Annotated in this window: 20 protein-coding genes, 1 pseudogene and 2 riboswitches; of the genes and pseudogenes, 13 read left to right on the forward strand and 8 right to left on the reverse strand. The window is 44.3% G+C overall.

The genetic code is table 11. The features are described 5' to 3' along the window. Positions 1-64: 64 nt before the first annotated feature. A complete protein-coding gene (locus tag ACHLI0_RS05450; protein WP_011107809.1) occupies positions 65-1,264 on the reverse strand; it encodes a pyridoxal phosphate-dependent aminotransferase in 1,200 nt (399 codons plus the stop codon). A gap of 180 nt (positions 1,265-1,444) precedes the next feature. Here ACHLI0_RS05450 and ACHLI0_RS05455 point away from each other — a divergent pair, with 180 nt between their 5' ends. After that, a complete protein-coding gene (locus ACHLI0_RS05455) occupies positions 1,445-2,680 on the forward strand; it encodes a hypothetical protein (protein ID WP_022470074.1) in 1,236 nt (411 codons plus the stop codon). Between the two features lie 92 nt (positions 2,681-2,772). Here ACHLI0_RS05455 and ACHLI0_RS05460 read toward each other — a convergent pair whose 3' ends face one another. The 4 genes from ACHLI0_RS05460 to ACHLI0_RS05475 form a co-directional block, all read right to left on the reverse strand. Continuing rightward, the gene (locus tag ACHLI0_RS05460) at positions 2,773-3,612 is read right to left on the reverse strand and encodes a histidinol-phosphatase (protein WP_258973088.1); all 840 of its coding nucleotides are present in this window, start codon (positions 3,610-3,612) and stop codon (positions 2,773-2,775) included. A 113-nt stretch (positions 3,613-3,725) separates the two neighbouring features. Next, positions 3,726-5,594, reverse strand: a complete 1,869-nt coding sequence (locus ACHLI0_RS05465; protein ID WP_490748609.1) for an ABC-F family ATP-binding cassette domain-containing protein — start codon at positions 5,592-5,594, stop codon at positions 3,726-3,728. A gap of 28 nt (positions 5,595-5,622) precedes the next feature. Then, positions 5,623-6,429 carry a DUF3805 domain-containing protein gene (locus tag ACHLI0_RS05470; RefSeq protein ID WP_011107812.1) on the reverse strand — a complete coding sequence of 269 codons (807 nt, stop codon included), beginning with the start codon at positions 6,427-6,429 and terminating at the stop codon, positions 5,623-5,625. A gap of 51 nt (positions 6,430-6,480) precedes the next feature. Beyond that, positions 6,481-7,674, reverse strand: coding sequence for a hypothetical protein (locus tag ACHLI0_RS05475; RefSeq protein WP_490748610.1), 1,194 nt, complete (start codon positions 7,672-7,674; stop codon positions 6,481-6,483). Positions 7,675-7,907: 233 nt separating this feature from the next. On the opposite strand from ACHLI0_RS05475, the gene phoB reads away from it, so the two are divergent. From phoB to ACHLI0_RS05535, 12 genes and pseudogenes are all read left to right on the forward strand, one after another. After that, positions 7,908-8,597 carry a two-component system response regulator PhoB gene (gene phoB / locus ACHLI0_RS05480; RefSeq protein ID WP_008764815.1) on the forward strand — a complete coding sequence of 230 codons (690 nt, stop codon included), beginning with the start codon at positions 7,908-7,910 and terminating at the stop codon, positions 8,595-8,597. A 9-nt stretch (positions 8,598-8,606) separates the two neighbouring features. After that, a complete protein-coding gene (gene phoR / locus ACHLI0_RS05485; RefSeq protein WP_272185436.1) occupies positions 8,607-10,388 on the forward strand; it encodes a two-component system sensor histidine kinase PhoR in 1,782 nt (593 codons plus the stop codon). Between the two features lie 140 nt (positions 10,389-10,528). Next, positions 10,529-11,467 carry a DUF5106 domain-containing protein gene (locus ACHLI0_RS05490; RefSeq protein WP_234119341.1) on the forward strand — a complete coding sequence of 313 codons (939 nt, stop codon included), beginning with the start codon at positions 10,529-10,531 and terminating at the stop codon, positions 11,465-11,467. A gap of 531 nt (positions 11,468-11,998) precedes the next feature. Beyond that, a riboswitch (cobalamin riboswitch) is annotated at positions 11,999-12,203 on the forward strand. A 187-nt stretch (positions 12,204-12,390) separates the two neighbouring features. After that, entirely contained in the window at positions 12,391-13,776 is a 1,386-nt protein-coding gene (locus tag ACHLI0_RS05495) for a DUF5074 domain-containing protein (protein ID WP_490748611.1), read from the forward strand. 20 nt (positions 13,777-13,796) lie between these two features. Beyond that, positions 13,797-15,143, forward strand: a complete 1,347-nt coding sequence (locus ACHLI0_RS05500; RefSeq protein WP_490748612.1) for a PKD-like domain-containing protein — start codon at positions 13,797-13,799, stop codon at positions 15,141-15,143. Between the two features lie 14 nt (positions 15,144-15,157). Then, complete coding sequence (locus ACHLI0_RS05505) at positions 15,158-16,000, forward strand: cell surface protein (RefSeq protein ID WP_490748613.1); 843 nt, start codon at positions 15,158-15,160, stop codon at positions 15,998-16,000. 60 nt (positions 16,001-16,060) lie between these two features. Further along, positions 16,061-16,266, forward strand: a riboswitch (cobalamin riboswitch). 183 nt (positions 16,267-16,449) lie between these two features. Next, positions 16,450-18,495 carry a TonB-dependent receptor plug domain-containing protein gene (locus tag ACHLI0_RS05510; RefSeq protein ID WP_490748614.1) on the forward strand — a complete coding sequence of 682 codons (2,046 nt, stop codon included), beginning with the start codon at positions 16,450-16,452 and terminating at the stop codon, positions 18,493-18,495. A gap of 30 nt (positions 18,496-18,525) precedes the next feature. Continuing rightward, positions 18,526-20,516: pseudogene (locus tag ACHLI0_RS05515) on the forward strand (YncE family protein). 24 nt (positions 20,517-20,540) lie between these two features. Next, positions 20,541-21,317: a DUF4465 domain-containing protein gene (locus tag ACHLI0_RS05520; protein ID WP_490748615.1), complete on the forward strand. Its 777-nt coding sequence runs from the start codon at positions 20,541-20,543 to the stop codon at positions 21,315-21,317. A gap of 435 nt (positions 21,318-21,752) precedes the next feature. Next, complete coding sequence (gene tnaA / locus ACHLI0_RS05525; RefSeq protein ID WP_490748616.1) at positions 21,753-23,132, forward strand: tryptophanase TnaA; 1,380 nt, start codon at positions 21,753-21,755, stop codon at positions 23,130-23,132. A 112-nt stretch (positions 23,133-23,244) separates the two neighbouring features. Continuing rightward, a complete protein-coding gene (locus tag ACHLI0_RS05530) occupies positions 23,245-23,547 on the forward strand; it encodes a GNAT family N-acetyltransferase (protein ID WP_061474042.1) in 303 nt (100 codons plus the stop codon). Between the two features lie 8 nt (positions 23,548-23,555). Further along, positions 23,556-23,780, forward strand: coding sequence for a (4Fe-4S)-binding protein (locus ACHLI0_RS05535; protein WP_008764804.1), 225 nt, complete (start codon positions 23,556-23,558; stop codon positions 23,778-23,780). Between the two features lie 72 nt (positions 23,781-23,852). Here ACHLI0_RS05535 and ACHLI0_RS05540 read toward each other — a convergent pair whose 3' ends face one another. From ACHLI0_RS05540 to ACHLI0_RS05550, 3 genes are all read right to left on the reverse strand, one after another. Further along, the gene (locus ACHLI0_RS05540; RefSeq protein WP_490748617.1) at positions 23,853-24,488 is read right to left on the reverse strand and encodes a 4'-phosphopantetheinyl transferase family protein; all 636 of its coding nucleotides are present in this window, start codon (positions 24,486-24,488) and stop codon (positions 23,853-23,855) included. Positions 24,489-24,553: 65 nt separating this feature from the next. Beyond that, on the reverse strand, positions 24,554-25,906 hold the full coding sequence (locus tag ACHLI0_RS05545; protein WP_490748618.1) for a gliding motility-associated protein GldE: 1,353 nt from the start codon (positions 25,904-25,906) through the stop codon (positions 24,554-24,556). A gap of 74 nt (positions 25,907-25,980) precedes the next feature. Next, positions 25,981-26,457, reverse strand: a complete 477-nt coding sequence (locus tag ACHLI0_RS05550; protein ID WP_008762279.1) for a single-stranded DNA-binding protein — start codon at positions 26,455-26,457, stop codon at positions 25,981-25,983. Between the last annotated feature and the right edge of the window lie 113 nt (positions 26,458-26,570).

Here is a 26,570-nt window from a genome sequence, read left to right on the forward strand (position 1 = left end):
ATACATCATACGCCAACCAGCGTCTACGGTTATTACCTATTACTTAATACTTATTACTTATTTCCTATTCCGTTCTTCCCGGATACACCTCCAACGCCTTTTGCAGGATGAAAAGCGCACGGGTCAAGTCTTCTTTCTTCAATACGTAGGCGATACGCACTTCATTGATGCCGGAGCCCGGAGTCGTATAGAAACCGGAAGCTGGTGCCATAAATACGGTCTGGCCTTCGTACTCAAAGTCGGAAAGACACCATGCACAGAACTTGTCCGAGTCGTCTACGGGGAGTTTGGCTACGGTATAGAAAGCTCCCATCGGGATCGGAGAATAAACGCCCGGAATACGGTTCAATCCGTCAATCAAGCATTTACGCCGTTCTACGTATTCATCATACGTCTCACGTGAATATTCCTCCGGAGCATCCAAAGAAGCCTCAGCGGCAATCTGTCCGATCAAAGGAGGACTCAGACGAGCCTGGCAGAATTTCATAACAGCATCACGTATCTCTTTGTTCTTGGTAATCAATGCACCGATACGGATTCCGCACTCCGAATAACGCTTGGAAACTGAATCGATCAGCACTACATTATTCTCAATACCTTCCAGATGGCAGGCAGAGATATAAGGAGAGCCGGTATAAATAAATTCACGATATACTTCGTCAGAGAAGAGGAAGAGGTCGTACTTCTTCACCAGGTCACGGATCTGATTCATTTCCCGACGTGTATACAGATAACCGGTCGGGTTGTTCGGATTACAAATCAGGATAGCCTTGGTACGTTCATTGATCAGTTCTTCGAATTTCTCTACTTTCGGCAGGGAGAAACCTTCTTCAATGGTCGTTGCAATCGTACGTATCTTTGCTCCGGCAGAGATGGCAAATGCCATGTAGTTGGCGTATGCAGGTTCCGGAACAATGATTTCATCTCCCGGATTCAGGCAGGAAAGGAAGGAAAAAAGTACCGCTTCCGAACCTCCCGATGTAATGATTATATCGTCAGCCGTCAGGTTGATGTTGAACTTTGCATAATATCCCACAAGTTTCTCGCGATAGCTTCTGTTTCCGGCACTGGGGCTATATTCCAGCACTTTACGGTCGATGTTGCGTATCGCGTCAATCGCGGCCTGAGGAGTGGGCAGGTCAGGCTGTCCGATGTTCAGGTGAAACACATGGACTCCCCGTTGCTTGGCAGCGTCTGCCAAAGGAGCCAGTTTTCTGATAGGAGATGCAGGCATCTCGTTTCCGCGAATGGATATGGTTGGCATAATTTTAACTACAAATTACTAATTACTATTTACTTTTTTAATTTGGAACTGCAAATGTACGCAATAATTTGAATACAGAGACATAAAAACTTTAAAATCCTTATCAAGGGTAAAAACGTAGTGGAAAAATGAAAAGAAAGCTATACATTTGTAATACGGAAAACTTAAAACAATATCATAATGACCATACACCTTATCTCATTTGCTTCAATACTTCACAAACAAGCCTCGCTGCGCAGTTCGCACGAAGCAATTCTGAGTGAACTTGAAAAATATTACACTGTCAAACTCATCGATTATCAAGATATGGATAAGTTGGGCAGTGATGATTTCAAAATCATTTTTATCGCTACCGGAGGTGTGGAAAGACTGGTCATCCAGCACTTCGAACGTCTTCCCCGCCCCGCCATTTTATTGGCCGATGGCATGCAGAACTCACTTGCTGCGGCATTGGAAATATCTACATGGCTCCGTGGAAGGGGAATGAAGAGTGAAATTCTTCATGGAGAATTACCGTCTATTATTCAACGTGTACATATACTATATAATAATTTCCGCGCACAGCGTTCTTTGTTCGGCAAGCGTATCGGAGTCATCGGTACTCCTTCTTCGTGGCTGGTTGCCAGCAATGTGGATTATCTTCTGGCAAAACGCCGTTGGGGAATCGAATATATAGATATTCCGCTGGAAAGGGTTTATGAACATTTTAAACAAATCACAGATGATCAGGTAGGCGCGTCCTGCGCCGCCGTTGCTTCGCAGGCACTTGCCTGCCGCGAGGGAACTCCCGAGGATTTAATCAAAGCAATGCGATTATACAGGGCCATCAAGAGAATTTGCGAAGAAGAGAAGCTGGAAGCGCTGACATTAAGCTGCTTCAAACTGATCGATCAAATTGATACGACCGGCTGTCTGGCATTGTCATTGCTGAATGATGACGGTATCATGGCAGGCTGTGAAGGAGATCTCCAGTCTATATTCACTCTTCTGGCGGTTAAGGCGCTGACAGGAAAAGAAGGATTCATGGCAAATCCATCTACCATTAATACGCGAACCAATGAGTTAATACTGGCACATTGCACTATAGGACTCAAACAAACCGAAAGATATATTATCCGCAATCATTTTGAGACAGAGAAAGGTATCGCCATTCAAGGGCTGCTCCCGACAGGTGACGTGACTATCGTAAAATGCGGAGGCGAATGTCTGGATGAATATTACCTGTCTACCGGAACTCTAACCGAGAATACGAATTATATCAATATGTGCCGCACTCAGGTGCGTATCCGCATGAATACTCCGGCGGACTATTTCCTGAAAAACCCGCTTGGCAATCATCACATTATGATTCATGGGAATTATGAAGAAGCATTGAATGAGTTCCTGTTATCGAATGCCTGCAAAAGGACGGAATAGGGGATCGAAACAGAGGCTCTATTATAGATAAATGCAGGCTCTGTCAGCTGTTGACGGAGCCTGCATTTATTATAAACAGAGCCTCTGTTTTATTACAACAACGGCATATCTTTCCACTGTCCGCCGTGCCACTCCACTACTGTGTCAAAGCCGACTTTCTTCAAGGCTGCCAATGCTTCGGCACGACTGTTATTAATCCGTTCCGGATAATGGGCATCACTATTCACCTGTACCCGAATACCCAATTCTTTCAATAAAGGGAAATAGCGTTCGTTCGGATAGAAAGTTCCCAAATCGTGATAAGACTTGGTATTCATTTCAACGATATATCCATGACGGGCTATTTCTGCAAAATAATCGCGAACCAACGCATCATACCACGGTTCGTCTAATAATCCCGGACGATAGCAAGAGGCATTATAGTGCATCTTATCTGCATGACCAAGGATATCAAAACCTCCCAGCTCGACCATACGGAGCAAATTCTTATAATAAAGGTGGACAACGTAATCGAGATCACCTTCAAAATGCGCATCTATCAATTGGCGGAAAGTATCGGCAGGGGTATCAATATCCACGACTTTGCCCTGCGGAGAATAGAGCATGTGCACAGAACCAATCCGATAATCGAGCGGCAATTCCTGAAAACGAGGGATAGCCGGATGGCTCTCTTCATTCAGATAGTCTATTTCGAGTCCGATGGCAAGCTCTATTTTATCGGCATATTTCTCCTTCAGACGAGAAAATTCGGAAAGGTAATCATCCATCCGGTCCCACTCCATCGTCCATGCTGTAGAAAATGGCAGAGGAGCATGAGAAGAAATGCCATAAGAAGAAAAGCCTTCACTAATGGCAAAACGGATAAAATCTTCCATATTAGCTCGTCCGTCACAATATAAGCAGTGACTATGGTAATTGGTCAGGTTTGTCATATCGGTTTATGTTATTTCGGTTATTATCAGGTTGTTTTCAGTTATTATCAGGTTGTTTTCAGTTATTATCAGGTTGTTTCAGTTGTTACAGTTTCTTTCCGTTCAGATTTATGTCAGCCTTCTATCTCGCTCAGTTCCAGCCAGCGCATGGTCTTTTCGTCAATCAGATCATTCACTTCGGGCAGACGTTTCGACTTTTCTGTCAGTTCGTCTACAGAAAGCGTTCCGCTGCAAAGCAGTTCTTCAATCTGTGTCTTCTCCGCTTCCAGTTCCGCTATTTCTTTTTCCAGTTGTTCGAACTCACGCTTTTCCTTGAAGCTCATTTTGCGCTTATCGTTCAGACGGACACGGGCGGTCTTCTCTTCCTGTGGCTTTTCCGCTTCTTTTTCTTTCTGTGCCTTGGCTTCTTTCCAGTCACGGTAATCGCTATAGTTGCCGGGGAAGTCACGGATATCTCCCTGTCCGTTGAATACCATCAGATGGTCTACTACCTTATCCATAAAGTAGCGGTCGTGGGAAACGACTATGACACAGCCTTTGAAGTTCTGCAGATACTCTTCGAGCACATTCAGAGTGATGATGTCCAGGTCGTTGGTAGGCTCATCGAGCACGAGGAAGTTGGGATTGCGCATCAGCACCGTGCACAGGTAAAGGCGGCGGCGCTCTCCCCCACTCAGTTTATAGACATAGCTATGCTGCGTTTCGGGAGTAAACAGGAAATGCTGCAGGAATTGCGAAGCCGTCAGCTTCTTTCCATTCCCCAGTTCGATCACTTCGGCTATATCTTGCACGACATCAATCACCTTCATTTGTTCGTCGAACTGGAGACCGTCCTGCGAGTAATAGCCGAAACGGACAGTTTCGCCCACATCCACCGTTCCGCTGTCAGGTTTGACCTGTCCCATCAATATCTTGATAAAAGTAGATTTACCCGTTCCGTTATTTCCTACAATTCCCATCTTCTCATAACGGGCAAAGATATAGGAAAAATCATCCAGAATTTTCAGGTCGCCGTAGCTCTTGAACAGATGATCGGCTTCGAATATCTTGCTTCCGATATAAGAGGCCTTTACTTCCAGTTTTACGTTGTCATTGTTGAAACGTTGCTTGGCAACCTTCTCCAGTTCATAGAAGGCATCTTCACGGTATCGGGCTTTGTGACCGCGTGCCTGCGGCATCCGGCGCATCCAGTCGAGCTCCGTACGATAGAGGTTGTTGGCACGTTCTATTTCCACGCTTTTAGCTTCGATGCGTTCCTGACGTTTCTCCAGATAATAGCTGTAGTTACCTTTATATTGATAAATCTGCTGATTGTCAATTTCGATAATCTCCGAGCAGACACGGTCGAGGAAATAACGGTCGTGCGTCACCATCAGCAGACTCAGATTGGTGCGACGCAGGTAGTCTTCCAGCCATTCGGTCATGTCCAGGTCCAGATGGTTGGTAGGCTCATCGAGGATCAGCAAATCCGGTTCGGTGATCAAGGCGTTGGCTAAGGCAACACGTTTCAGCTGTCCGCCGGAAAGCTGCTTCACCCGCTGGTCAAAGTTACGGATTTTCAGTTGGGACAGAATTTGCTTGGCTTTCTGCTCATATTCCCATGCTTTCTCCTGGTCCATGCGCGCCAAGAGGTCTTCCAGTCCCGGATGCCCTTCGGTTTCCATACATCGTTCGTACTCTTTAATCAGTTCGACGGTGCTGTTGCCGTGATGGAAACAGGCTTCGAGAACGGTCAGTTCTTCGGGATACTGCGGGTCTTGTTCCAGATAATCCACACGAAGGTCACGGCGGAAGACGATGTTTCCGCTGTCATACCCTTCTTTTCCGGCGATGATATTCAGTAAGGTTGTTTTTCCGCTGCCGTTCTTGGCGATTAATCCGACGCGTTGCCCCTCGGCAATGCCAAAAGATATATTTTCAAAAAGAACCAAGTCGCCGAAGGACTTGGTCAGGTTGTCTACTTGTAAATAAGGTACTGCCACGTAATTTAGTGATTAGCTGGTTCGTGATTTAGTGATGATCGATTGCCGATTGATATGCTTCGGCAATGTTACAGGGTTGGCCGGCCTTAACTTTGCTCCATGCGATTTTCATCGGGTCGATGGTCCGACCTTGGTATTCGAGTACGGGGACTTCCCGATTGCCGTCAATCAAGGTTTTCCACTCCATACCTTCCACTTCGTTAGTCAGAATCGCGCATACCGTTATACCGATGGCGAGCCATTCATCTTTCTTCTTGGGGCTGATCTTACCGCTGTCTATCACTTGCTGAATCTTCTCCAAGTCCTCTTCCACTCCCTGAAAGTCTTTTTTGAGTTCCTGTTTGACGGTAGATACTACCCACTCGTAGCCTTCATTGATCTGATAGATTTCCGATAGGCGGACGGGAATCAGTTCTGCGGGATATTTCTCGCCTTCCTTGCGGGCTTCCAGTGTAGCGATGACCTCTTCCGCTTCCTTGGCGCTTCCGCCTTTGGGTACGGTGAAAGAACATTCAAAAGCAATATTGCCGGTTCCTGTTATCCACAGGTGAGAAGTATAATAAGTGCCCTCTTCCTGAAACATTTCTTTACTGTAGGCACAGTCCCATGTACCGATTTTCACCAATGAAGCCGAATCGTTTTCTTTCAGTTCCTGACGGATGGCATCTTTACCGTATGAGGCGTTGCCTTTAAAAGCTGATATACGAAAGTTGCCCGTCCATACATCGGGGTTATAGAAAAGAAAAGAGCCTTCGCCATCTTCAAACTCGTTCCAGTCCGACGGATAGTTCATCGAAAACCACGCTCCGGGGGAGATAAATTTCTTGCCTTGCATCCTTTTTCATTAAATGATTAACCTTGCAAAAATACGAATTAAAAATGAATTTCACTTTCCTATCGGCTGTATTTTCCTCCGTACTTCTTTGGAAATCTCCAGAAACATATAGTTCAGCTTTCCGGAATGGATGCCTGCTTCATTGTCTTTGTACTTTTTGTTGGCGTACTGTTTGGATTTCTCGAAAGTGAGCAGTGACATTTCGTTCTGCGATTTGCCGACCATGGTAGAGTCCAGTTGTTCATCCGGGAAGAAGTCGTCGAGGTCTACATCGCCGATCATCGTTGTTTCGAGGAAGTTCATGTCCTTATGGGAGTTGTCGGTGTAATATCCTACGAACATATGCCCCGGTGTACGTACCAGTATCGGTTCGATATTGATAGCCCGAAGGAGCGAAGCGAACAGTACGCTGCCGTCCACACAGTTGATCTGCGACGATTCCAGCGCATCGTCAAAGGTGCGGACACGTTGCGAGAAAACGACATTGCTCGAAAGGCTCGTATTGGATACGGAACTGTAGCGGAACTTGCGTTTCTGCAAGATGTTCCAAAGTGCGTACACCTGCTTGTCTACCGCACCTTTGGCCGTGCTCTGGTAGCCAAGAAAGCGATTCACGATGCGGGTATTCAGCGCTTCACGAAGCAACTGGTCGATCATCGGATTCTCTTCGTTGACGTATGCGGCAAAAAAGATACTGGTGTCGTAAAACTTCGTCCCGTTCGCCACATAGCCCAGCAGGCATTCATTGACGCTACGCACCGAAAACGTACGTACCCGTTGTCCCAAGTCTTTCCCGTTCATCTCCACTTTTACAGCTACGCTCACCGGTTCCGCCTGTGCGTTATTCTTCAGTGCCTCGTAATTCCAGATGATATCGGGATAAATAGTATATTCCGTCCTCGGCTTGTTCAGCACAAATTCCGACACGGAACGGGAAAAGAAAGGGGTCTCGGCAACCTCTATCCGCACCCGGCTGTAAGCAGTCCTCGACTTCACCCGAACGGCGATGCACGATTTCGGATCTCCGAGGCAGGTAGAGTCCGAAGGAGTAATCACCTGCGCGTCCGTAGTGGCAACCGACAGGATGGCAGACGGAAAGATATTTCCTCCCAGATCGTCCACGATCTCAAAACCGGAATTAAAAGAAGTATATTTAAAGACGGAGATTCCCCCGATGAGAAGAAGCAGTACAATCACCCCTCCTACCACTTCGCGCCTGTATCGTTTCAAGTCTATTTTTATCATGATCTGCAAACTGTGTATTTATTATCCTATCGCTACACAAAGATAACAAATAACAGACGGTTTTTCCTCGCATATCCCATAAAAACTTTCAAATATCATCCCGATGCCCGCATTCAGCGGAATGTAATACGATTGTAATATTTGTTTCATCCGCCCGTAACAAAGTCTCCTCATCTTTGTACCGAAATAAAAAAAAGCTTAACTTTGTCATATCACATTAATACATATATCATATGAACGATTACCGTATCTTAGTTGTCGACGATGAAGAAGACCTCTGTGAGATTCTGAAATTCAATCTTGAAAACGAAGGTTATGAAGTGGATACCGCCAACTCCGCCGAAGAGGCACTGAAGATGGATATCAGTAGTTACCACCTGATTCTTCTGGACGTGATGATGGGGGAAATCTCCGGTTTCAAGATGGCAAACATGTTGAAGAAAGACAAGAAAACAGCCAGAGTGCCCATCATCTTCATTACAGCCAAAGATACCGAAAACGATACCGTGACAGGCTTCAATCTGGGAGCGGACGATTATATCTCCAAGCCTTTCTCCCTGCGCGAAGTGATCGCCCGTGTGAAAGCCGTACTGAGGCGTACCGCCACGATGGAGGCGGAAAAGGCGCCCGAACGCCTGACTTACCAGTCACTCGTGATCGACATCACCAAGAAGAAGGTAAGCATAGACGACGAAGAAGTGCAGTTGACGAAAAAAGAATTTGAAATACTGCTTCTGCTGGTGCAGAACAAAGGACGCGTCTTCTCCCGTGAAGACATTCTGGCGCGCATCTGGAGCGACGAAGTATACGTACTCGATCGTACCATTGATGTGAATATCACCCGTTTACGGAAGAAAATTGGCGAATATGGCAAGTGCATCGTTACCCGACTGGGATACGGATACTGCTTTGAGGCCGAATAATCAAGAAGTATGAATCTACCTGTCAAGCAAAAACATTTCCTCTCTTTCAGCCGGAAGTTATTCCTTTCGGTGATCTCGCTGTTTCTGGTATTTGCCTTTTGTTTCATCGCCTACCAGTATCAACGCGAAAGAGAATATAAAGTCGAGTTACTCAACACGCAGCTCCAGAACTATAACAGCCGCTTGTACGAACGGCTGAACAGTAATCCCGCCATCGAAGAAACGACTGAAAAGTATATCCGTGACCACGCGTTGGAGGACTTGCGCGTCACACTGATCGACTTGCAGGGAAATGTGATCTATGACAGTTATCAGACTACCGACCAGCAACTGGAGAACCATCTCAACCGCCCCGAAGTTCAGAAAGCCTTGAAAGACGGAACCGGTTTTGACGTACGCCGCACCTCGGAGACCACCGGGCTACCGTATTTCTATTCGGCAACCCGCTACGGAGATTATATCATCCGCTCGGCACTGCCATATAATGTAAGCCTCATCAATAATCTGCAGGCAGACCCGCATTACTTATGGTTTACGGTCATCGTATCCTTGCTGCTCATGATGATCTTCTACAAATTCACCAACAAACTGGGAACCTCTATCAGCCAGCTCCGCGAGTTTGCCATGCGTGCAGACCGTAACGAACCGATAGAGATGGCGATGCAGTCCGCTTTTCCGCATAATGAGCTGGGAGAGATTTCGCAGCACATCATCCAGATATACAAGCGTCTGCACGAAACGAAAGAGGCACTCTACATCGAACGCGAGAAACTGATTACCCATCTTCAGATTTCGCATGAAGGGCTGGGCATATTCACCAAAGACAAAAAAGAGATTCTGGTCAACAACCTCTTTACTCAATACAGTAACCTGATTTCGGACTCTAACCTGGAAACGACAGAGGAAGTATTCGCCATCAGCGAACTGAAAGACATCATTCATTTCATCAACAAGAACCAGCAGCAACGCTCGCGGGGAAAAGACGAAAAGCGTATGTCCGTCACAATCAACAAAAACGGACGCACCTTTATCGTGGAATGTATCATCTTTCAGGATGCCAGCTTCGAGATTTCGATCAATGACGTCACGCAGGAAGAAGAGCAGGTGCGTCTGAAGCGCCAATTAACCCAGAACATTGCCCATGAACTGAAAACTCCCGTGAGCAGTATCCAAGGTTATCTGGAAACGATTGTCAACAACGAGAATATCTCACGTGACAAGATAAATACGTTCCTCGAACGGTGCTACGCACAAAGCAATCGCCTCAGCCGGCTGCTACGCGACATATCCGTACTGACCCGCATGGACGAAGCCGCCAACATGATAGACATGGAACGGGTAGACATCAGCGTACTGGTAGGGAACATCATCAATGAAGTTTCTCTGGAACTGGAAGAAAAGCACATTAGCATCGTGGATTCATTAAAGAAGGGTATCCAGATCAAAGGCAATTACTCCCTGCTCTACTCCATCTTCCGCAACCTGATGGACAATGCCATCGCATACGCCGGAACCAATATTCAGATAAATATCAACTGTTTCCGTGAAGATGAGAACTACTATTATTTCAGCTTCGCAGATACGGGCATCGGTGTCTCTCCGGAACATCTGAACCGCCTTTTCGAACGTTTCTACCGGGTGGACAAAGGGCGTTCACGCAAACTCGGCGGAACCGGTTTAGGGCTTGCCATCGTAAAGAATGCCGTCATCATCCACGGAGGAAACATTTCTGCCAAGAATAATCAAGGCGGCGGACTGGAATTTGTCTTCACGCTGGCGAAAGAGAAATAAACCGGTGAAAAGTCTGTTCGAAGCGCTCATTTAAGAAAGGCAGAGGCAGAAAATAAGGAGATTATTTTGATTAAAATAAAAAGGGAATTATCTTTGCCTTCATCGTACCTATACAAGTACAATTAAAAGAACTGTAAGTCATGAAAGCAAACATACATTATTTATTTATTCTGTGTCTACTCATCTTAGGTTCCTGTAAAAACGGGAATGCTTCAAGTCAAAGCAAAAACGAAACGCCGCAAGATACCATTAAGGCTATTAAGATGCCCGCCATCCCGCAAATGATGACAGCACCGGAACAACGAGCCGACTTTCTGGCCAAGCATTATTGGGACAATGTGAACTTTGCCGACACCAACTATATCCACCATCCGGAAGTAACGGAGCAGGCGTGGGCAGATTATTGCGACTTGCTGAACCACGTACCGCTTGAAACGGCCCAACAAGCCATGCGCAATGTAATCGACCGGACCAATGTGGACAAGAAGGTGTTTACATATATCACCGACCTGGCGGACAAGTATCTGTATGATCCCAACTCCCCCATGCGCAACGAAGAATTTTACATACCGGTACTGGAAGCGATGATAGCCTCTCCTGTATTGGACGAAACAGAGAAGATACGTCCCCAGGCCCGTCTTAAGCTGGCTCAGAAAAACCGTATCGGAACCAAAGCGCTCAACTTCACTTATACCCTGGCCTCCGGAGCACAAGGTTCATTATATCAGTTGAAAGCGGAGTATCTTCTGTTATTCATCAATAACCCCGGCTGTCAGGCATGCACAGAAACCATAGAAGGGCTGAAAAACGCTCCCGTCATCAACCAGCTTTTACAGGAAAAGAAGTTGGTACTTCTCTCCATCTACCCCGATGAGGAACTGGACGAGTGGAAAAAGCATCTGAGCGAATTTCCCAATGAATGGATCAACGGATATGACAAGAAGTTCACCATCAAAGAGGAACAGGTCTATGACTTAAAGGCTATCCCGACTCTATATCTGTTGGATAAAGACAAGACTGTATTGCTTAAAGATGCCACCGCACCAGCCATTGAAGCATATCTAATGCAACATCAATAGTTTATTTTCCAAATATTTGTTCCACCCGTTGATACAAAAAGTTTCACGCTTTGGAACTAATAGTTTCATGCCTTGAAACCATTGGTTTCAAAGGTTGAAACTTTCTGAAGCTACTGTCGATTAGATTAGCTTGACCGTATGATTGGATCAAAACAACCGCATGACCGGAGTAACCCGACCGTATCAGTTACTCCAATCCACCCGTTCTTTCAAGAAGTATTAACTCATTTATTGGCCAATAATAAATGAGTTATCAGCCATTAACACCTGATTTCTCAATTATTAATAGCTGATATGTCAATCTTTAATAGTTGACGTATCAGGTGTTAACATCCTACAAATCAGCCTACAGCACTACAAAACGCCACACAATTCGATGCACCGGAGTGAGGGCAACCATTTGCTCTCATACCTGCCACCACACTTGCTGCCATACTTGAAACAGCGATGAATAAAGGGATACACAGGAATTGTTAGAGCATGAGAGCAAAACTGATGTTGTTTTCTTTTTGGTAGAAACAAATAAACTATATATCTTTGTCCCCGCATTGGTTTGCGACTCTCATCACGAGGGAAGCGATTAAAAGGGAATCAGGTGTAAATCCTGAACAGTCCCGCTGCTGTAAGTTCCATAGATATGTTGCGAGCAATCTACTCAAAGCCACTGGAAGGGTATTCCGGGAAGGCGCCCGCAACAGGAATAAGTCAGAAGACCTGCCATGTAAAATCCGTTTCACTGCTTTCGAGGAAAAAGCGTTGAATCTAATGACCCGGACCATTCGTCTATCATTTCATTCATCACTCTGATTCAGAGAAAGTATGTACAAACTAATAGACTCTGCCAAGTTTATTATGTGTGTCCGGTCGAAGCGATTTCGCCCGGACACTTGATGGACATATTTTATTTACTTAATATACAAAACATGAATTGTAAAAAGCTATCCAAGGCGTTACTGTTTCTGATAACAGCGCTTGTTATTGTGTCTTGCTCGAAAGACGATTGTGACCTGGACCACATTGACAAACTACAAGGATTGCCTGCTCTGAAAGGCGGCACTTTCCCCGAAGAGGATTTGACACTCAATGTCGGAGAACAATATGTATATGCCCCTAAGGCAAGTAGTCCGCTGGATATATACTATCAATGGTATCAGAATGGAGAAGATATGTCCACAGACCCGTCATTCACATTCAACGCCGAACATCCCAGCCGTTCCAAAGTTATTTTAGAACTCAGCAATGACCTGGGAAAAGTGACATTAGAAAATAAAGTAATGGTTCCGGGAGCGGATTACTCCAAAGGATGTCTGATTATCAATGAGGGATGGTTCGGACACGGATCCGGAAGTATTTCATTCTATAATTATGAGAAGAACAGCATTGAACACTGGTGCTATAAAAATCAGAATTTCGGAGATGTGCTGGGAGTTACCTCACAATCGGCTACTTTGTGGAATGGGAAGTTGTATGTCTGTTCAAAAGAAGATAATCAGTTGGTGGTGATGGACCCAAAGACTCTGTATGCTGAAAATAGCTGCGGCAAACTGGCTAATTATCAAGCCTATGAGTTTATCGGTTTGAATGACGATTATGGAGTAATTACTCATGGAGGATATTTCAGCCGTGTCAATTTAAAAACGTTTGAAACAATTACACTGGTAGCGGTAGGAAATACGTATACCGGAACAGGTAGCGGAATCGCTTATAACGGAAAACTCATATTAAATGTGAACTCCTCCGGGTGGGGAAGTCCTAAAGTGTATACCATAGACATTGCAGAATTATGTTCACCCGATCTCAAACCTACAGATAAAGTCGCATTCCGGGAATTAGACATTGCAACCTATGGTGGTACTCGCTTTGTACAGTGTAAAGATGGAAATATCTATACTGTAGAAACGACCAAAGACGGTAAAAACAATCTGGTAAGAATCAATGCTGATTTTTCTCTGGAAAAGGTTGCTATGCGTGACGATTATTCTCCCTCCTCGTTCGGCGCTTACAGAGAAGCCAGTTTCTGCGGCACTCCTGAAGGAATATTCTACTACATCGCAGGAGGAAAGATATACAAAGCTACTTTTGACAATCCCGCCCCTGAGGAAGCACTGACCGACTATACCAAAGAAGGTTACGGATTCTATGGCGCAGGCATCCGCGTCAATCCAAAGACCAACGAATTACTGGCCATGTACCTGACCGGAGACTATCAGAAAAATCTTCTGGTAAGATTCAACGCCGCCACAGGAGAAAAGATATCAGAAATAGCATACGATGGCTATTATTTCCCGGCTACATTCATTTTTAACTAATAACAAGACTCTGAAACAAGATGAATAAACTATATACCACTTTATTAATAGCCTGCCTTGCAGCAGGTTTTACCGCCTGTAACGACGACGATTGCGAAGATTTGCACCTCGGCAATCTGGCACATTATCCGAACGTACTAAAAGGAACTTTCCCGACGGAAACTCAAGTACTGGAATTGGGAGAAACACTGGAGATTACTCCGGAACTGCTTAATCCGGAAGAAGCCACTTATTCATGGCTGGTCAATGGAAAAGAGTATTCTACAGAACCAACCTTTAGTTACAAAATAGACAATCCATGTCGCGCAGACCTGACATGTATCATCAAGAATAAATACGGAAAAGTAGAAATGAGCACAAGTTTCAGCTCTAACCATGACTTCTCCAAAGGATTCTTCTACATAGCAGACGGGACATTCAATTTCTATGATACGGAAAAGAAGGTTACTTATCCGGATTGTTATGCTTCCTTGAATGCCGGTAAAACTTTAGGCATGGGCAATTACGACTCTGCAAATATCATTCACAGCAACGGAAAGTTCTATATACTAATAAAAACCAGTACATCAAACAAAGACCATTTCTATGTTGTCGACGCCAAGACCCTTTATTACGAAAACTCTGCTGTAGTAGGTGCAAACCTAAGCGGTCTGACCATTCTGAACGAACAATATGGATTAGTGACAGGTAATGGCATACGCCGTATCGACCTAAAATCTCTGAACAATGTCGAAGTCAAGGATGAGTATATGTTCTGTTTTTATAATAGCATGGTCTACAATGGCAAAGTGCTAACCAATGACACTTACCAGAAAGAGTCCAAAGTGAAATATTACGATGCAAACGAGCTTATCTCAGCCAAAGAAGGGGAAGCACCTGCTGCTACGGAACTTAATATCATCCAAAAGCAAAAATTCAACTTTGTGTCAGCAAAAGACGGCAATGCCTATACACTTGAATCCACCGATGAAGGATGTAATATAGTAAAGATCAGCAAGGATTTTACTTCTTTAGAAAAGACTCCGGCCACTTTCCAACCAACAAAAGGAGGTTATTCAGATCCGACCGTCCGTATGGCAGCATCCGAATCTGAAAATGTTATTTACATTCCTTCGGCAGACAATGCAATATATAAATATATAATCGGAGATTCCGGTTCGCTAAACGAACCTTTCATTACCGCTGACGAGTCAGGACTTCCCATTACATCCTTGCAGTTAAATCAACAAAGCGGAGAATTATATGTAACTTATGCTAAGAAATGGGAAAATGGAAATAAAATCGTCGTTTACAGCAAAGACGGAAAGGTTCTCCACACAGTAGACTGTGGCGAGAGCGTCCCTTCACAAATATTATTCAATAACTAAATCAACATAGAAAAATGAAAAGATATTGGTATCTGATGGCTATAGCAGCCACTCTTTTGGCTTCCTGCAACAAAGATGAGGAAGAAACGGAAATTCAAGGATTCAAAGTACTGGAATATCGTCCGGCACCGGGGCAGTTTATCAATGAAGGCTTCGACTGCCAGACAATGGAAGAAGCAAACGCTTATGCAGAAGAGCGCTTCAACAAGAAACTCTACGTCTCACTGGGATCCTTCGGCGGATATATCACCGTTAAAATGCCGAAAGAAATAAAGAACCGCAAAGGATACGACTTCGGTATTATCGGCAATCCCTTCTCCGGAAGTTCCGAACCGGGCATCGTATGGATATCCGAAGACGCTAATGGCAACGGAAAAGCAGACGACGTATGGTACGAGCTGAAAGGAAGTGACGAACCGGAACGCGACTATTCCGTCACTTACCACAGACCGGATGCAGCCGGAGATATCCCTTGGGAAGACAGCAAAGGAGAAAGCGGAGTCATCAAATATCTCCCTCAATATCACGATCAGATGTATTATCCAAACTGGATTAAAGAGGACTCCTATACATTGAAAGGAAGTATGCTCGAAGCAAGGACAGAGCAAGAAGGCGGAATATGGAAAAACAAGGATTTCGGAAAAGGATATGCCGACAACTGGGGAAGCGACATGGCAAAGGATGACAACGGCAACTACCGGTACAATCAGTTTGACCTGGATGACGCCGTTGACCAGAATGGCAATGCTGTGACACTGGAACGTATCCATTTTGTGAAAGTACAAAGTGCCATTTTGAAGAATGTCGAGTCGATAGGTGAAGTGTCAACCGAAGTGGTTGGATTCAAAGCTTTTTAAAAAGCTGTTCAAAGTCATGGATTTACCTTCGCTCCTCTCTTGCAAAAGACAAATAAACTATCTATCTTTGTCGCGCATTGGTTTGCAACTCTCATGCACGAGGGAAGCAATTAAAAGGGAATCAGGTGCAAGTCCTGAACAGTCCCGCTGCTGTAAGTTCATTTTTTGGTTGCGAGCAATCGACTTTATAGCCACTGGAAGGGTATTCCGGGAAGGCGTTCGCAACAGGAACAAGTCAGAAGACCTACCATGCAAACTCGTTTCACTGCTTTCGAGGAAAAAGCGATGAGTCTAATGAACCGGACAATCCGTCCATCATTTCATTCACCATTCTGATTCAGAGAAAGTGTGTACTAATTAATAAACTCTGCCAAGTTTATTATGATGTCCGGTCGAAGTGAGTTCGCCCGGACATCTTTTTTACATTATGAACAGACTGAAAGAAAACAATGAGAAGGAATACTTTTATTAAAAAGATGAGCGTACTACTCTGCTGTCAGGCTTTGTCCTTATCCCTTTTTGCCCAACAACAAAAAGTGGATACAGCACATATCTACTCCATCCCCGAAATCATAGTATCCGACCCTTATCAGACGCGTGAAGTCCGTTCAGCCTCTCCTCTGCAGGTTTTCAATAAGGACGAATTAAAGAATCTGCAGGCCCTGCAGGTATCGGATGCGGTAAAACATTTCGCTGGAGTTACCGTGAAGGACTATGGAGGTATCGGAGGATTAAAAACCGTTTCCATCCGAAGTCTCGGAGCACAACACACCGCTGTTTCCTACGACGGCATCACCGTCAGCGACTGCCAGACCGGACAAGTAGACATCGGACGTTTCTCCTTAAACAACGTAGACCGCCTTTCGCTCAACAACGGACAAAGCGACAACATCTTCCAGCCTGCCCGTTTTTTTGCTTCTGCCGGCATACTGAACATACAGACACTGACTCCGCACTTCAAAGAAGACAAGCCGACTAATATAGCCGCCGAATTTAAGACCGGTTCATGGGGATTAGTAAACCCTTCCCTTTTTCTGGAACAACAACTCAACAAGAAATGGAGCATGACCGCCAACAGCGAATGGATGTCTTCGAACGGACATTATCCATTTACCCTGCGTTACGGGAATGATGCCGATGTTCAGGTCAGTAAAGAGAAGCGTCGGAATACGGATGTAGAAAACCTTCGGGCTGAAATAAGCGCTTTCGCCAATCTCTCCGACAAAGAGCAATGGAGACTGAAAGCCTATTATTACCAGTCCTCACGGGGGTTGCCCAATGCCACTACCTTATATTATGACTTCTCCCGACAAAATCTGCGGGATAAGAACACCTTTATCCAAAGCCAGTACAAGAAAGAGTTTAGCAGAAAATGGGTATTCCAGACCTCTGCCAAGTGGAACTGGAGTTATCAGAACTATCAGGACCCAGATGCTCTTACCTCCGTCGGAGGAACTGACAACAGCTACTACCAGCAAGAATATTACCTGTCCGCTTCCGCTCTATACCGGATATGGAACAACCTTTCTTTCTCCTTGTCCACCGACGGAAGCATCAATACGATGAATGCCAATTTGCAGAACTTCGTCTCCCCCACCCGCTATTCATGGCTGACAGCCTTCGCCGGGAAATATGTCAATGATTGGGTGACGCTGTCCGCTTCTGCTCTGGCAACGGTCATCAACGAGAAAGCTAAAAACGGAGGTAGTGCCGGCAACCACCGGAAGCTGTCTCCCAATGTAAGCATCTCGCTCAAGCCGTTTCATAATGAAGAACTGCGGTTCCGTTTCTTCTACAAAGATATCTTCCGTCTGCCCAGTTTCAATGATTTATATTACGACAAGGCCGGAAACATCAATCTGAAGCCGGAAAGTGCTACTCAATATAATATAGGTATTACTTATAGTAAAGCCATCAACGACTTCATACCTTATCTGTCGGCCACCGTAGACGCCTACCATAATAAAGTGACCGACAAGATTGTAGCCACTCCCACCAAGAATTTATTCATCTGGAGTATGGTCAATCTGGGCAAAGTGGATATCAAGGGGATAGATGCAACTGCCAGCCTCAGCCTCCAGCCTCTGGATAAACTACGGATCAACCTTTCCGGAAACTATACTTACCAACGGGCACTGGACGTTACCAACTCCAATCCCAACTCACCGGAAGGTAAAGTGTACAAGCATCAGATAGCCTATACCCCGCGCGTCTCCGCTTCGGGACAAGCCGGAATAGAAACTCCATGGCTCAATCTTTCCTATTCATTCCTTTTCTCCGGAAAACGGTATATGTTAGGACAAAACATCAGTGACAACCGCCTGGACAGTTACAGTGATCACAGCATCTCTGCCTACAGAGATTTCAAAATACAGAAAGTTACAGCATCACTCAACCTGGAAGTACTGAATCTGATGAACAGGAATTATGAGATCGTTAAGAATTTCCCCATGCCGGGAAGATCGGTAAGAGTGACGATAGGAGTCAGGTATTAGGTAATAGGTATTAAGTAATAAGTATTAGGTATGCAGAAAGGTCTTTTATATAATATGTTGCTACGGTTGGGGAAGTGTTTTTTTCTTTTCCCACTCTTCTTCATTGCTTGCGATGATCTGGAAGATAAGCCAAGTATTGTACCCGAAAGCAATGGGGATGTATTCGAAACCGGAACAGCGGAGATGTACATATTAAGCGAAGGACTGTTCAATCAAAATAATAGTTCGCTCGCTCGTTATTCTTTCAATCGGCAAAGATGTACGAACAACTACTTTAGTGCAAACAATCAGCGGGGACTGGGAGATACAGCCAATGACATAGCGATCTATGGAAATAAGATTTATGTGGTGGTCAATGTGTCGAGCACTGTAGAGGTGATTGACTTCCCCACGGGCAAATCCATCCGGCAGATCAGTCTATTGCGCGACAATGGCAGTTCACGTCAGCCCCGTGCGATAGCGTTTGATAAGGATAAGGCATATGTATGTTCCTATGACGGTACAGTCGCAAGGATTGACACCACTTCTCTGGAGATCGAAGAGATTGTCACAGTCGGAAGAAATGCGGAGGATATCTGCGTACAAAACGGGAAATTGTATGTATCCAATTCCGGCGGACTGGATTATTCGGGGCCGGGCGTAGACACTACCGTATCAGTGATTGACATAACGACTTTCAAGGAGACAAAGAAAATAGAAGTCGGACCGAATCCGGGAAAAATACTTCCGGGGCTGGAAGAAGCCGTGTATGTAGTCACACGGGGAACTGACATTGAAGCTGGAGACTATCATCTGGTCAAAATCGACAGCCGGACGGATGCGGTCACCACTACGTATGATGAAAAAGTACTGAGTTTTGCCATCGACGGACCCATCGCTTATCTATATACTTACGACTATCAGACTAAAGATTCCGCCATCAAAGTATTTGACCTGAATGCAGGAACCGTCATACGGGATAACTTTATCACAGACGGAACGGCTATACAAACGCCTTTCAGCATTCAACTGAATCCTTTCAGCGGGAATATATATATCACGGAAGCTTACAATTATACAGTCAAAGGAGATGTCCTTTGCTTCAACCAACAAGGGCAACTTCAATATCGGCTGAATGATATCGGCTTAAATCCTAATACAGTAGTATTTAGCGACAAGGCTTCACAAAACGAGGCAGGCGATACACCGGAAGATCCGAATGCGCCTACCGCCTTTGCCAACAAAGTATTCGAATACATCCCTGCCCCGGACAGTTCATTAATACAACGACCTCCGCTTACGAAGACGGTTTCTCTGCCGAACAGGTTTTGGAACGTGCAACAGAGAAATTAAAGAAGAAGTCTGTTATTTCTTTAGGTGGATTCGGGGGAACGATTACGGTCGGCTTCCATCAGTCAATCCATAATAGTAAAGGCGAATATGACTTCAGAATTTTAGGCAATGCCTCGTACAATCAGAATACCGGTACGGGAGCTTTGGGAGGAAGTGCCGAACCGGGCATTGTCTTAGTATCCAAAGATGAAAATGGCAATGGATTACCGGACGATGAATGGTATGAACTGGCAGGAAGCGAATATGGGAAAGATACGGAAACCCGTAATTATGAAATAACCTATTATCGTCCTCAACCTGCCAATGGTGATGTTCGCTGGACAGACAATCAAGGAGGAGAAGGATTCGTCTATCGCAACAGTTACCATCAACAGGATTCCTACTATCCCAATTGGATAGAAGAAGATGAAATTACTTTCCGCGGAACACGCTTGAAAGACAATGCAATAAATGAAGGAGGTACCTGGGTAGGGTACTGTTATCCTTGGGGGTATGCAGATAATCATCCCAATAGATCGGAGTTCAGCCAGTTCAAAATAGACTGGGCTGTTGATCAAAGCGGAAAGCCCGTAACTCTGGACAAAATTGATTTTGTGAAAATATATACAGCTGTCAATCAAAATGTAGGTTGGATGGGAGAAATTTCTACGGAAGTAATGACAGTAGAGGATTTACATTTCGAGAACTAATCAATAAAACAATTAATAATTTAAATGAAAGCAAAAATGAAAAAGTTATCTTTATTCTTACTGGTGTCAGTATTCGCTTTTTGTGGATGTAGCGATGAGAATGATGAAGTAAAAGGTGGTGATGATAATAAAGGAGGAGAGAATGAGAAAAAAGAAGTGGTTGTCAGCTTCGAAAACCAATTAACGGAATCGGAGAGTGAATTTACTTCAACTAGTACCGAAGTTTCAGGATACTATTTTAAAGACACATTCACTGATCCTGAAAGTTATGTAACCTTCGATCATTATTACTCGGACTGGGGACAAGGGTATAGCTTCGCAGGCTTCACTTACACCAACAAAACTAGCCATTTCCAAAATTGTCAACCCAACTGTGGAAATATAAAAACCGGGAAAGTATATTTAGGTGTCTACAGTGATGAAAATACCACAGCCTCTATGACAATTATAGACTCTCAATATTCCATTAAAGGTCTATGGATAACCACTAGTAAAAATGCCTACATCGGTATGACGGAAGGTGACAATTACGCAAGACCTTTCAAAAAAGGAGATTGGTATGAGGTTACTGCGACAGGCTACGACAATAAAGGGAAAAAAATTGCTGAAACAAAAATCAAACTTGCCGATTACAAAACTGATACTGATAAACCAGTAAATACATGGATATGGTTTGATTTAACCCCTCTCAAAGATGCTTCTAAAATCACACTTATTCCTAGTTCTTCAGACTCGGGCGAGTTTGGAATGAATACTGGTAAATATTTCTGTATTGATGACCTTACTCTCATCGAAAAATAAAAATCAGGTATTTATTGTTTGACTCAAACAGAGGCTCTAATTACCACAAACAGACCCTCCGTTTGAGCCAAACAGACCGTTCAATTGCACCAAACAGACCGTTGGTTTATCCTCAATCAACCTCTCGATTACAAACGATCGACCGCATAAGTCCACTCAATCAACCGCATGGCTTGAAAGAAGGTGCATAGAAACTCTAATAAGCATATCACTCCACTTTGGATAACAGTACTAAATGATAGCAAACTTGACTTTTAAACCTCATCTCTTAGATTCTACACATTCCCTTCTAGATTTTCTCTCCGTCCCATCTACTCTTTCCATGTCCCTTTAAAAACAATTACGCATCCCCGTCTTTACAAAAAGTCATCAAAAGCTTGTCTATCTCATACATATTCAGTATTTTAGTCGGATAAAAATCTAAAATCGAGGACAATGGAATTACCTTTTGCTGAATCATGGAAAATCAAGATGGTAGAACCCATCAGAAAAAGTACCCGCGAAGAACGCGAGCAATGGATTAAAGAAGCACATTATAACGTCTTTCAACTCAAATCAGAGCAAGTTTACATCGATCTTATCACCGACTCCGGAACAGGAGCCATGAGCGACCGCCAATGGGCAGGCATGATGCTGGGTGATGAAAGTTATGCCGGTGCCACCTCCTTCTTCAAACTAAAAGATACCATTACGAGAATAACAGGATTCGAATACATCATTCCTACCCATCAGGGACGGGCGGCAGAAAATGTTCTTTTCTCTTATCTGGTACATGAAGGCAATATAGTGCCCGGCAACTCGCATTTCGACACCACCAAAGGACACATCGAAGGACGGCACGCCATCGCACTGGACTGTACGATTGACGAAGCAAAGAATACACAACTGGAAATTCCCTTCAAAGGAAATGTAGACCCTGCCAAATTAGAGAAAGCATTAAGCGAATATGCCGACCGCATTCCTTTTATCATTGTTACCATTACCAACAATACCGCAGGAGGTCAACCTGTATCCATGCAAAACCTGCGTGAAGTACGTGCCATCGCCGATAAATACAACAAACCTGTACTTTTCGACTCCGCCCGCTTTGCTGAGAATGCCTACTTCATCAAGATGCGTGAAGAAGGTTATCAAGACAAATCAATCAAAGAAATCACCCGTGAAATGTTCGATCTCGCCGACGGTATGACAATGAGTGCCAAGAAAGACGGCATAGTCAACATGGGCGGTTTCATTGCCACCCGACGCAAAGAATGGTATGAAGGTGCCAAAGGCTTCTGCGTGCAATACGAAGGATACTTAACCTACGGCGGCATGAACGGACGGGACATGAACGCCCTCGCTATCGGTCTTGACGAAAACACAGAATTTGATAACCTGGAAACACGCATCAAACAGGTAGAATACCTCGCCCAGAAACTGGACGAATACAAAATCCCCTATCAACGACCTGCCGGCGGCCATGCTATTTTCGTCGACGCTTCCAAAGTGCTGACACATGTCCCGAAAGAAGAATTTCCCGCACAGACATTAACCGTCGAGCTTTATCTGGAGGCAGGCATACGCGGCTGCGAGATTGGTTACATCCTTGCCGACCGTGACCCTATCACTCACGAAAATCGCTTTAACGGCCTTGATTTACTTCGCCTTGCCATCCCTCGCAGGGTATATACGGACAATCACATGAACGTAATAGCTGCCGCCCTCAGAAACGTATTCGAACGGAGAGAAACGATCACCCGTGGTGTGCGCATCGCTTGGGAAGCCCCCTTGATGCGGCATTTCACCGTTCAGTTAGAACGGTTGTCCGTATAACAGGCAGATAACAAGACGGATGGCAATGACCTTGTAAGCAAGCGGAAAATTCTTTATAAACAAAATCAATCCTCAAGTGTTTATATTATAATCAAACTTAATACGTAAAATTATGGCAGAAGATTATAAATTAATCGATAATGAGGAGAAACATCGGTATGAATTTCAGATCGATGACAAGATAGCCGAGATAGACTATATCAAATCAAACAATGGAGAAATCTACCTTGTACATACCGAAGTCCCCGCTTCCCTTGGAGGAAGAGGAGTCGGTTCACAGCTTGCAGAAAAGGTATTGGCGGATATCGAACGACAAGGTTTACGCTTAGTTCCACTTTGTCCGTTTGTAGCCGGATACATTCATAAACATCCGGAATGGAAGAGAATTGTAATGCGTGGCATTCATATTAAATAAGTATAGATATGGGAAAAAAAGTTGAATATACCAATGGCGAACTAACCATTGTATGGCAGCCGGAAATGTGCCAGCATGCAGGAATCTGCGTAAAGATGTTACCCAATGTTTACCACCCGAAAGAGAGGCCGTGGGTACAAATCGAGAATGCGACAACGGAAGAGCTAATTGCACAGATCAGTAAATGTCCGTCGGGAGCATTAAGCTACAGACTGAATAAGAAAGATAAGTAACCAAAGATAAGCGGTGAATAATGGTGGACTATTCCACTCATTATTCACCGCTTATCAATATGCAAAGATGCTTCAAATAGTGACAGTCCACGTCAAAACAAAGTCCGGACAAATATGGTAACCGACGGTGAATAATTGCTGCCGTTCCGTTGCATACTCCCGCACCTGGAATACTCCTTCGCTCTGAGGAATGAAATGTGATAAACAAAGTTTCCGAAGATCAGCGTCAGCATTTTCCATTGATTTGAAGATTGTCTCCTTTGCCGACCAATGCAACAGCATACTCCAAGTCTCATCTCCCTGATAAGGTTCTACTCGCTCGTCGAAACGGATAAAACGATCGTACACTCTTTTCACACGCTGTCCATATTGCTCAATATCAATGCCTACAGGAGCTACGAAACTAAGTATCACAGCTACATACCCCTTTGTATGCGAAATACTGATAAAAGAAGAATTGTCTGTCAAATGCGGCTTTCCTTCCGATGAATATCCTATCTCTTTATCTTCCTGCAACATGGAATATAACAGCACACGAACAGACAACCATTCCAGTTTCCTTCTGTCTGAAGTAAAACGCTGCATTTCCTGCTCACAAGAAACTCTTCGGGCATCGGGCAGAAGAGTAAACAGTGTATCCAAAGATTCCTCCATCTTCCAGACAGCCCACTGCATATCAACCGTCTTATGTTGCAGAAATAATCCCATCGTTTTTGGTTTATAATTTCTTCTCCGATTATAGTTTCTCCGCCCGAACAGGCTTTATCTGCTCATCATTCCTTACCCTCCGACTCGTCCGTCTCCTTCGGAAGAATCGTAAACTTAACCTTCAGAATACGGCGGCTATCCATCTCCAGCACCTCAAACTCATAATTGTGATAAGTCACCTTCTCATGCAATGCCGGAAACTCACCTTTTATTTCGAGCAACATACCCGCCAGCGTATCAGCGTCACCTACCACCTTCTCAAACTCATCTTCATCGACTTTCGCAATCTTATAAAAGTCAGTCAACTGTGTCTTTGCTTCAAATATCCATGTATGATCGTTCAGTACTACATACGTGCGCTCTTCATCGTCATATTCATCATGAATCTCACCCACGATTTCTTCGATAATATCCTCCATTGTCACCAGTCCGGAAGTACCTCCAAACTCATCCACGACAATGGCAATATGTATCTTATTCGCTTGAAAATCACGAAGCAGATCATCAATCATCTTTGTCTCCGGCACAAAATAAGCAGGACGGATCAATGACTGCCAACGGAAATTATCTCCCTTATTGACATGAGGAAGAAGGTCCTTGATATATAGTATCCCCTTGATATTATCCCGCGAACCGGAATAAATGGGAATGCGTGAATAAGCATTTTCAATGATACACTGCATTACTTCTTTGAAAGGGGTACGGACATCCAGATCGACCATATCAAGGCGGGATGTCATCACTTCTTTCACAGTCTCACCACCGAAGCGGATAATTCCTTCCAAAATATTATTTTCTTCAGAAATTTCAGCTTTGTCCGTCAATTCCAGTGCATGAGAAAGTTCATCCACAGAGATATTATGATTCTTCTTGGCAAAATGCTTATTCAGAAAAGTGGTAGAACGCACCAACATAGAAGCAACCGGATGAAACAGTTTTTCCAGAAAATAGATGCCCGGAGCGGAGAAACGGCAAAACGCCAATGTCTTTTGTGCTGAATAAATCTTCGGCATGATCTCTCCGAACAACAATAACAGGAAAGTCAGGATTACAGTCAGTATAATGAACTCTGCCAAGGGAGAATGAAACACGAATACATTCATGAAGAAGAAGTTGCAGAGCATGATAATGGTCACATTCACAAAATTGTTAGTGATCAGTATCGTAGCCAGAAGCCGTTCGGAATCTCCAAGGAGTGCGCTGATCTTTTCGTCAGCAGGATGATTGTGTTCGTCAATATCATTCAGGTCCGTAGGAGAGAGTGAGAAAAAAGCTATTTCAGAAGCCGAAGCAAAGCCGGAAGCAAGCAGGAGCACACCTGCCAGTACTATGGCGATAATAGCAGAGATTGAAGGAGTATTTACGGTAATACCGTTGAAAATTTCAGCCAATTGGCTTAAATAACCATCTGAGTCCAAAGAATATGTATTTTAGTTAAACAAAAGATAATGTGCCAATCAGTTATCAGCCTATTGACACATTATCACAGTATCTAAAACGGCAAGTCATCTGCCGGATTATCTTGTATCGGCTGTGCCTGTGACGGCTGAGCCTGTTGCTGCGGCTGTTGCATCTGCTGTGGCTGCTGAGCCTGTGTTGCAGACGGTTGAGGAGCTCCCGCACCTGTATTAGCCCCTTTCGGAGACAACATTTCCATATTGTCCACAAAAATCTCAGTGATATAACGCATAGCGCCCGACTGATCACTATATGAACGGGTTCTTATTTTCCCTTCCAGATACAGTTTGTCACCTTTGTGTACATATTTGTCCACAATCTCAGCCAAACGGTTGGATGCAACAATATTATGCCATTCCGTTCTTTCGGGAATCTGGGTTCCATTGGCCAATGTATAGCCACGATCAGTAGTAGCCAAAGGAAAAGTTGCCACTGCCGAACCTGTATCGAAATATTTCACCCTAGGATCTTGTCCTACGTTTCCTATCAATATCACTTTATTTACTGACATACATATATCAAGTTTATGATTCTATTATTTAAATCTGCTGCCAAAATTAAACAGAATAACAATAGTATGCAAGTATTTTAAGTAATAAGTAAAAAGTAGGTAATAAGTAATAG

Source organism: Bacteroides sp. RCH18 (assembly GCF_058231005.1).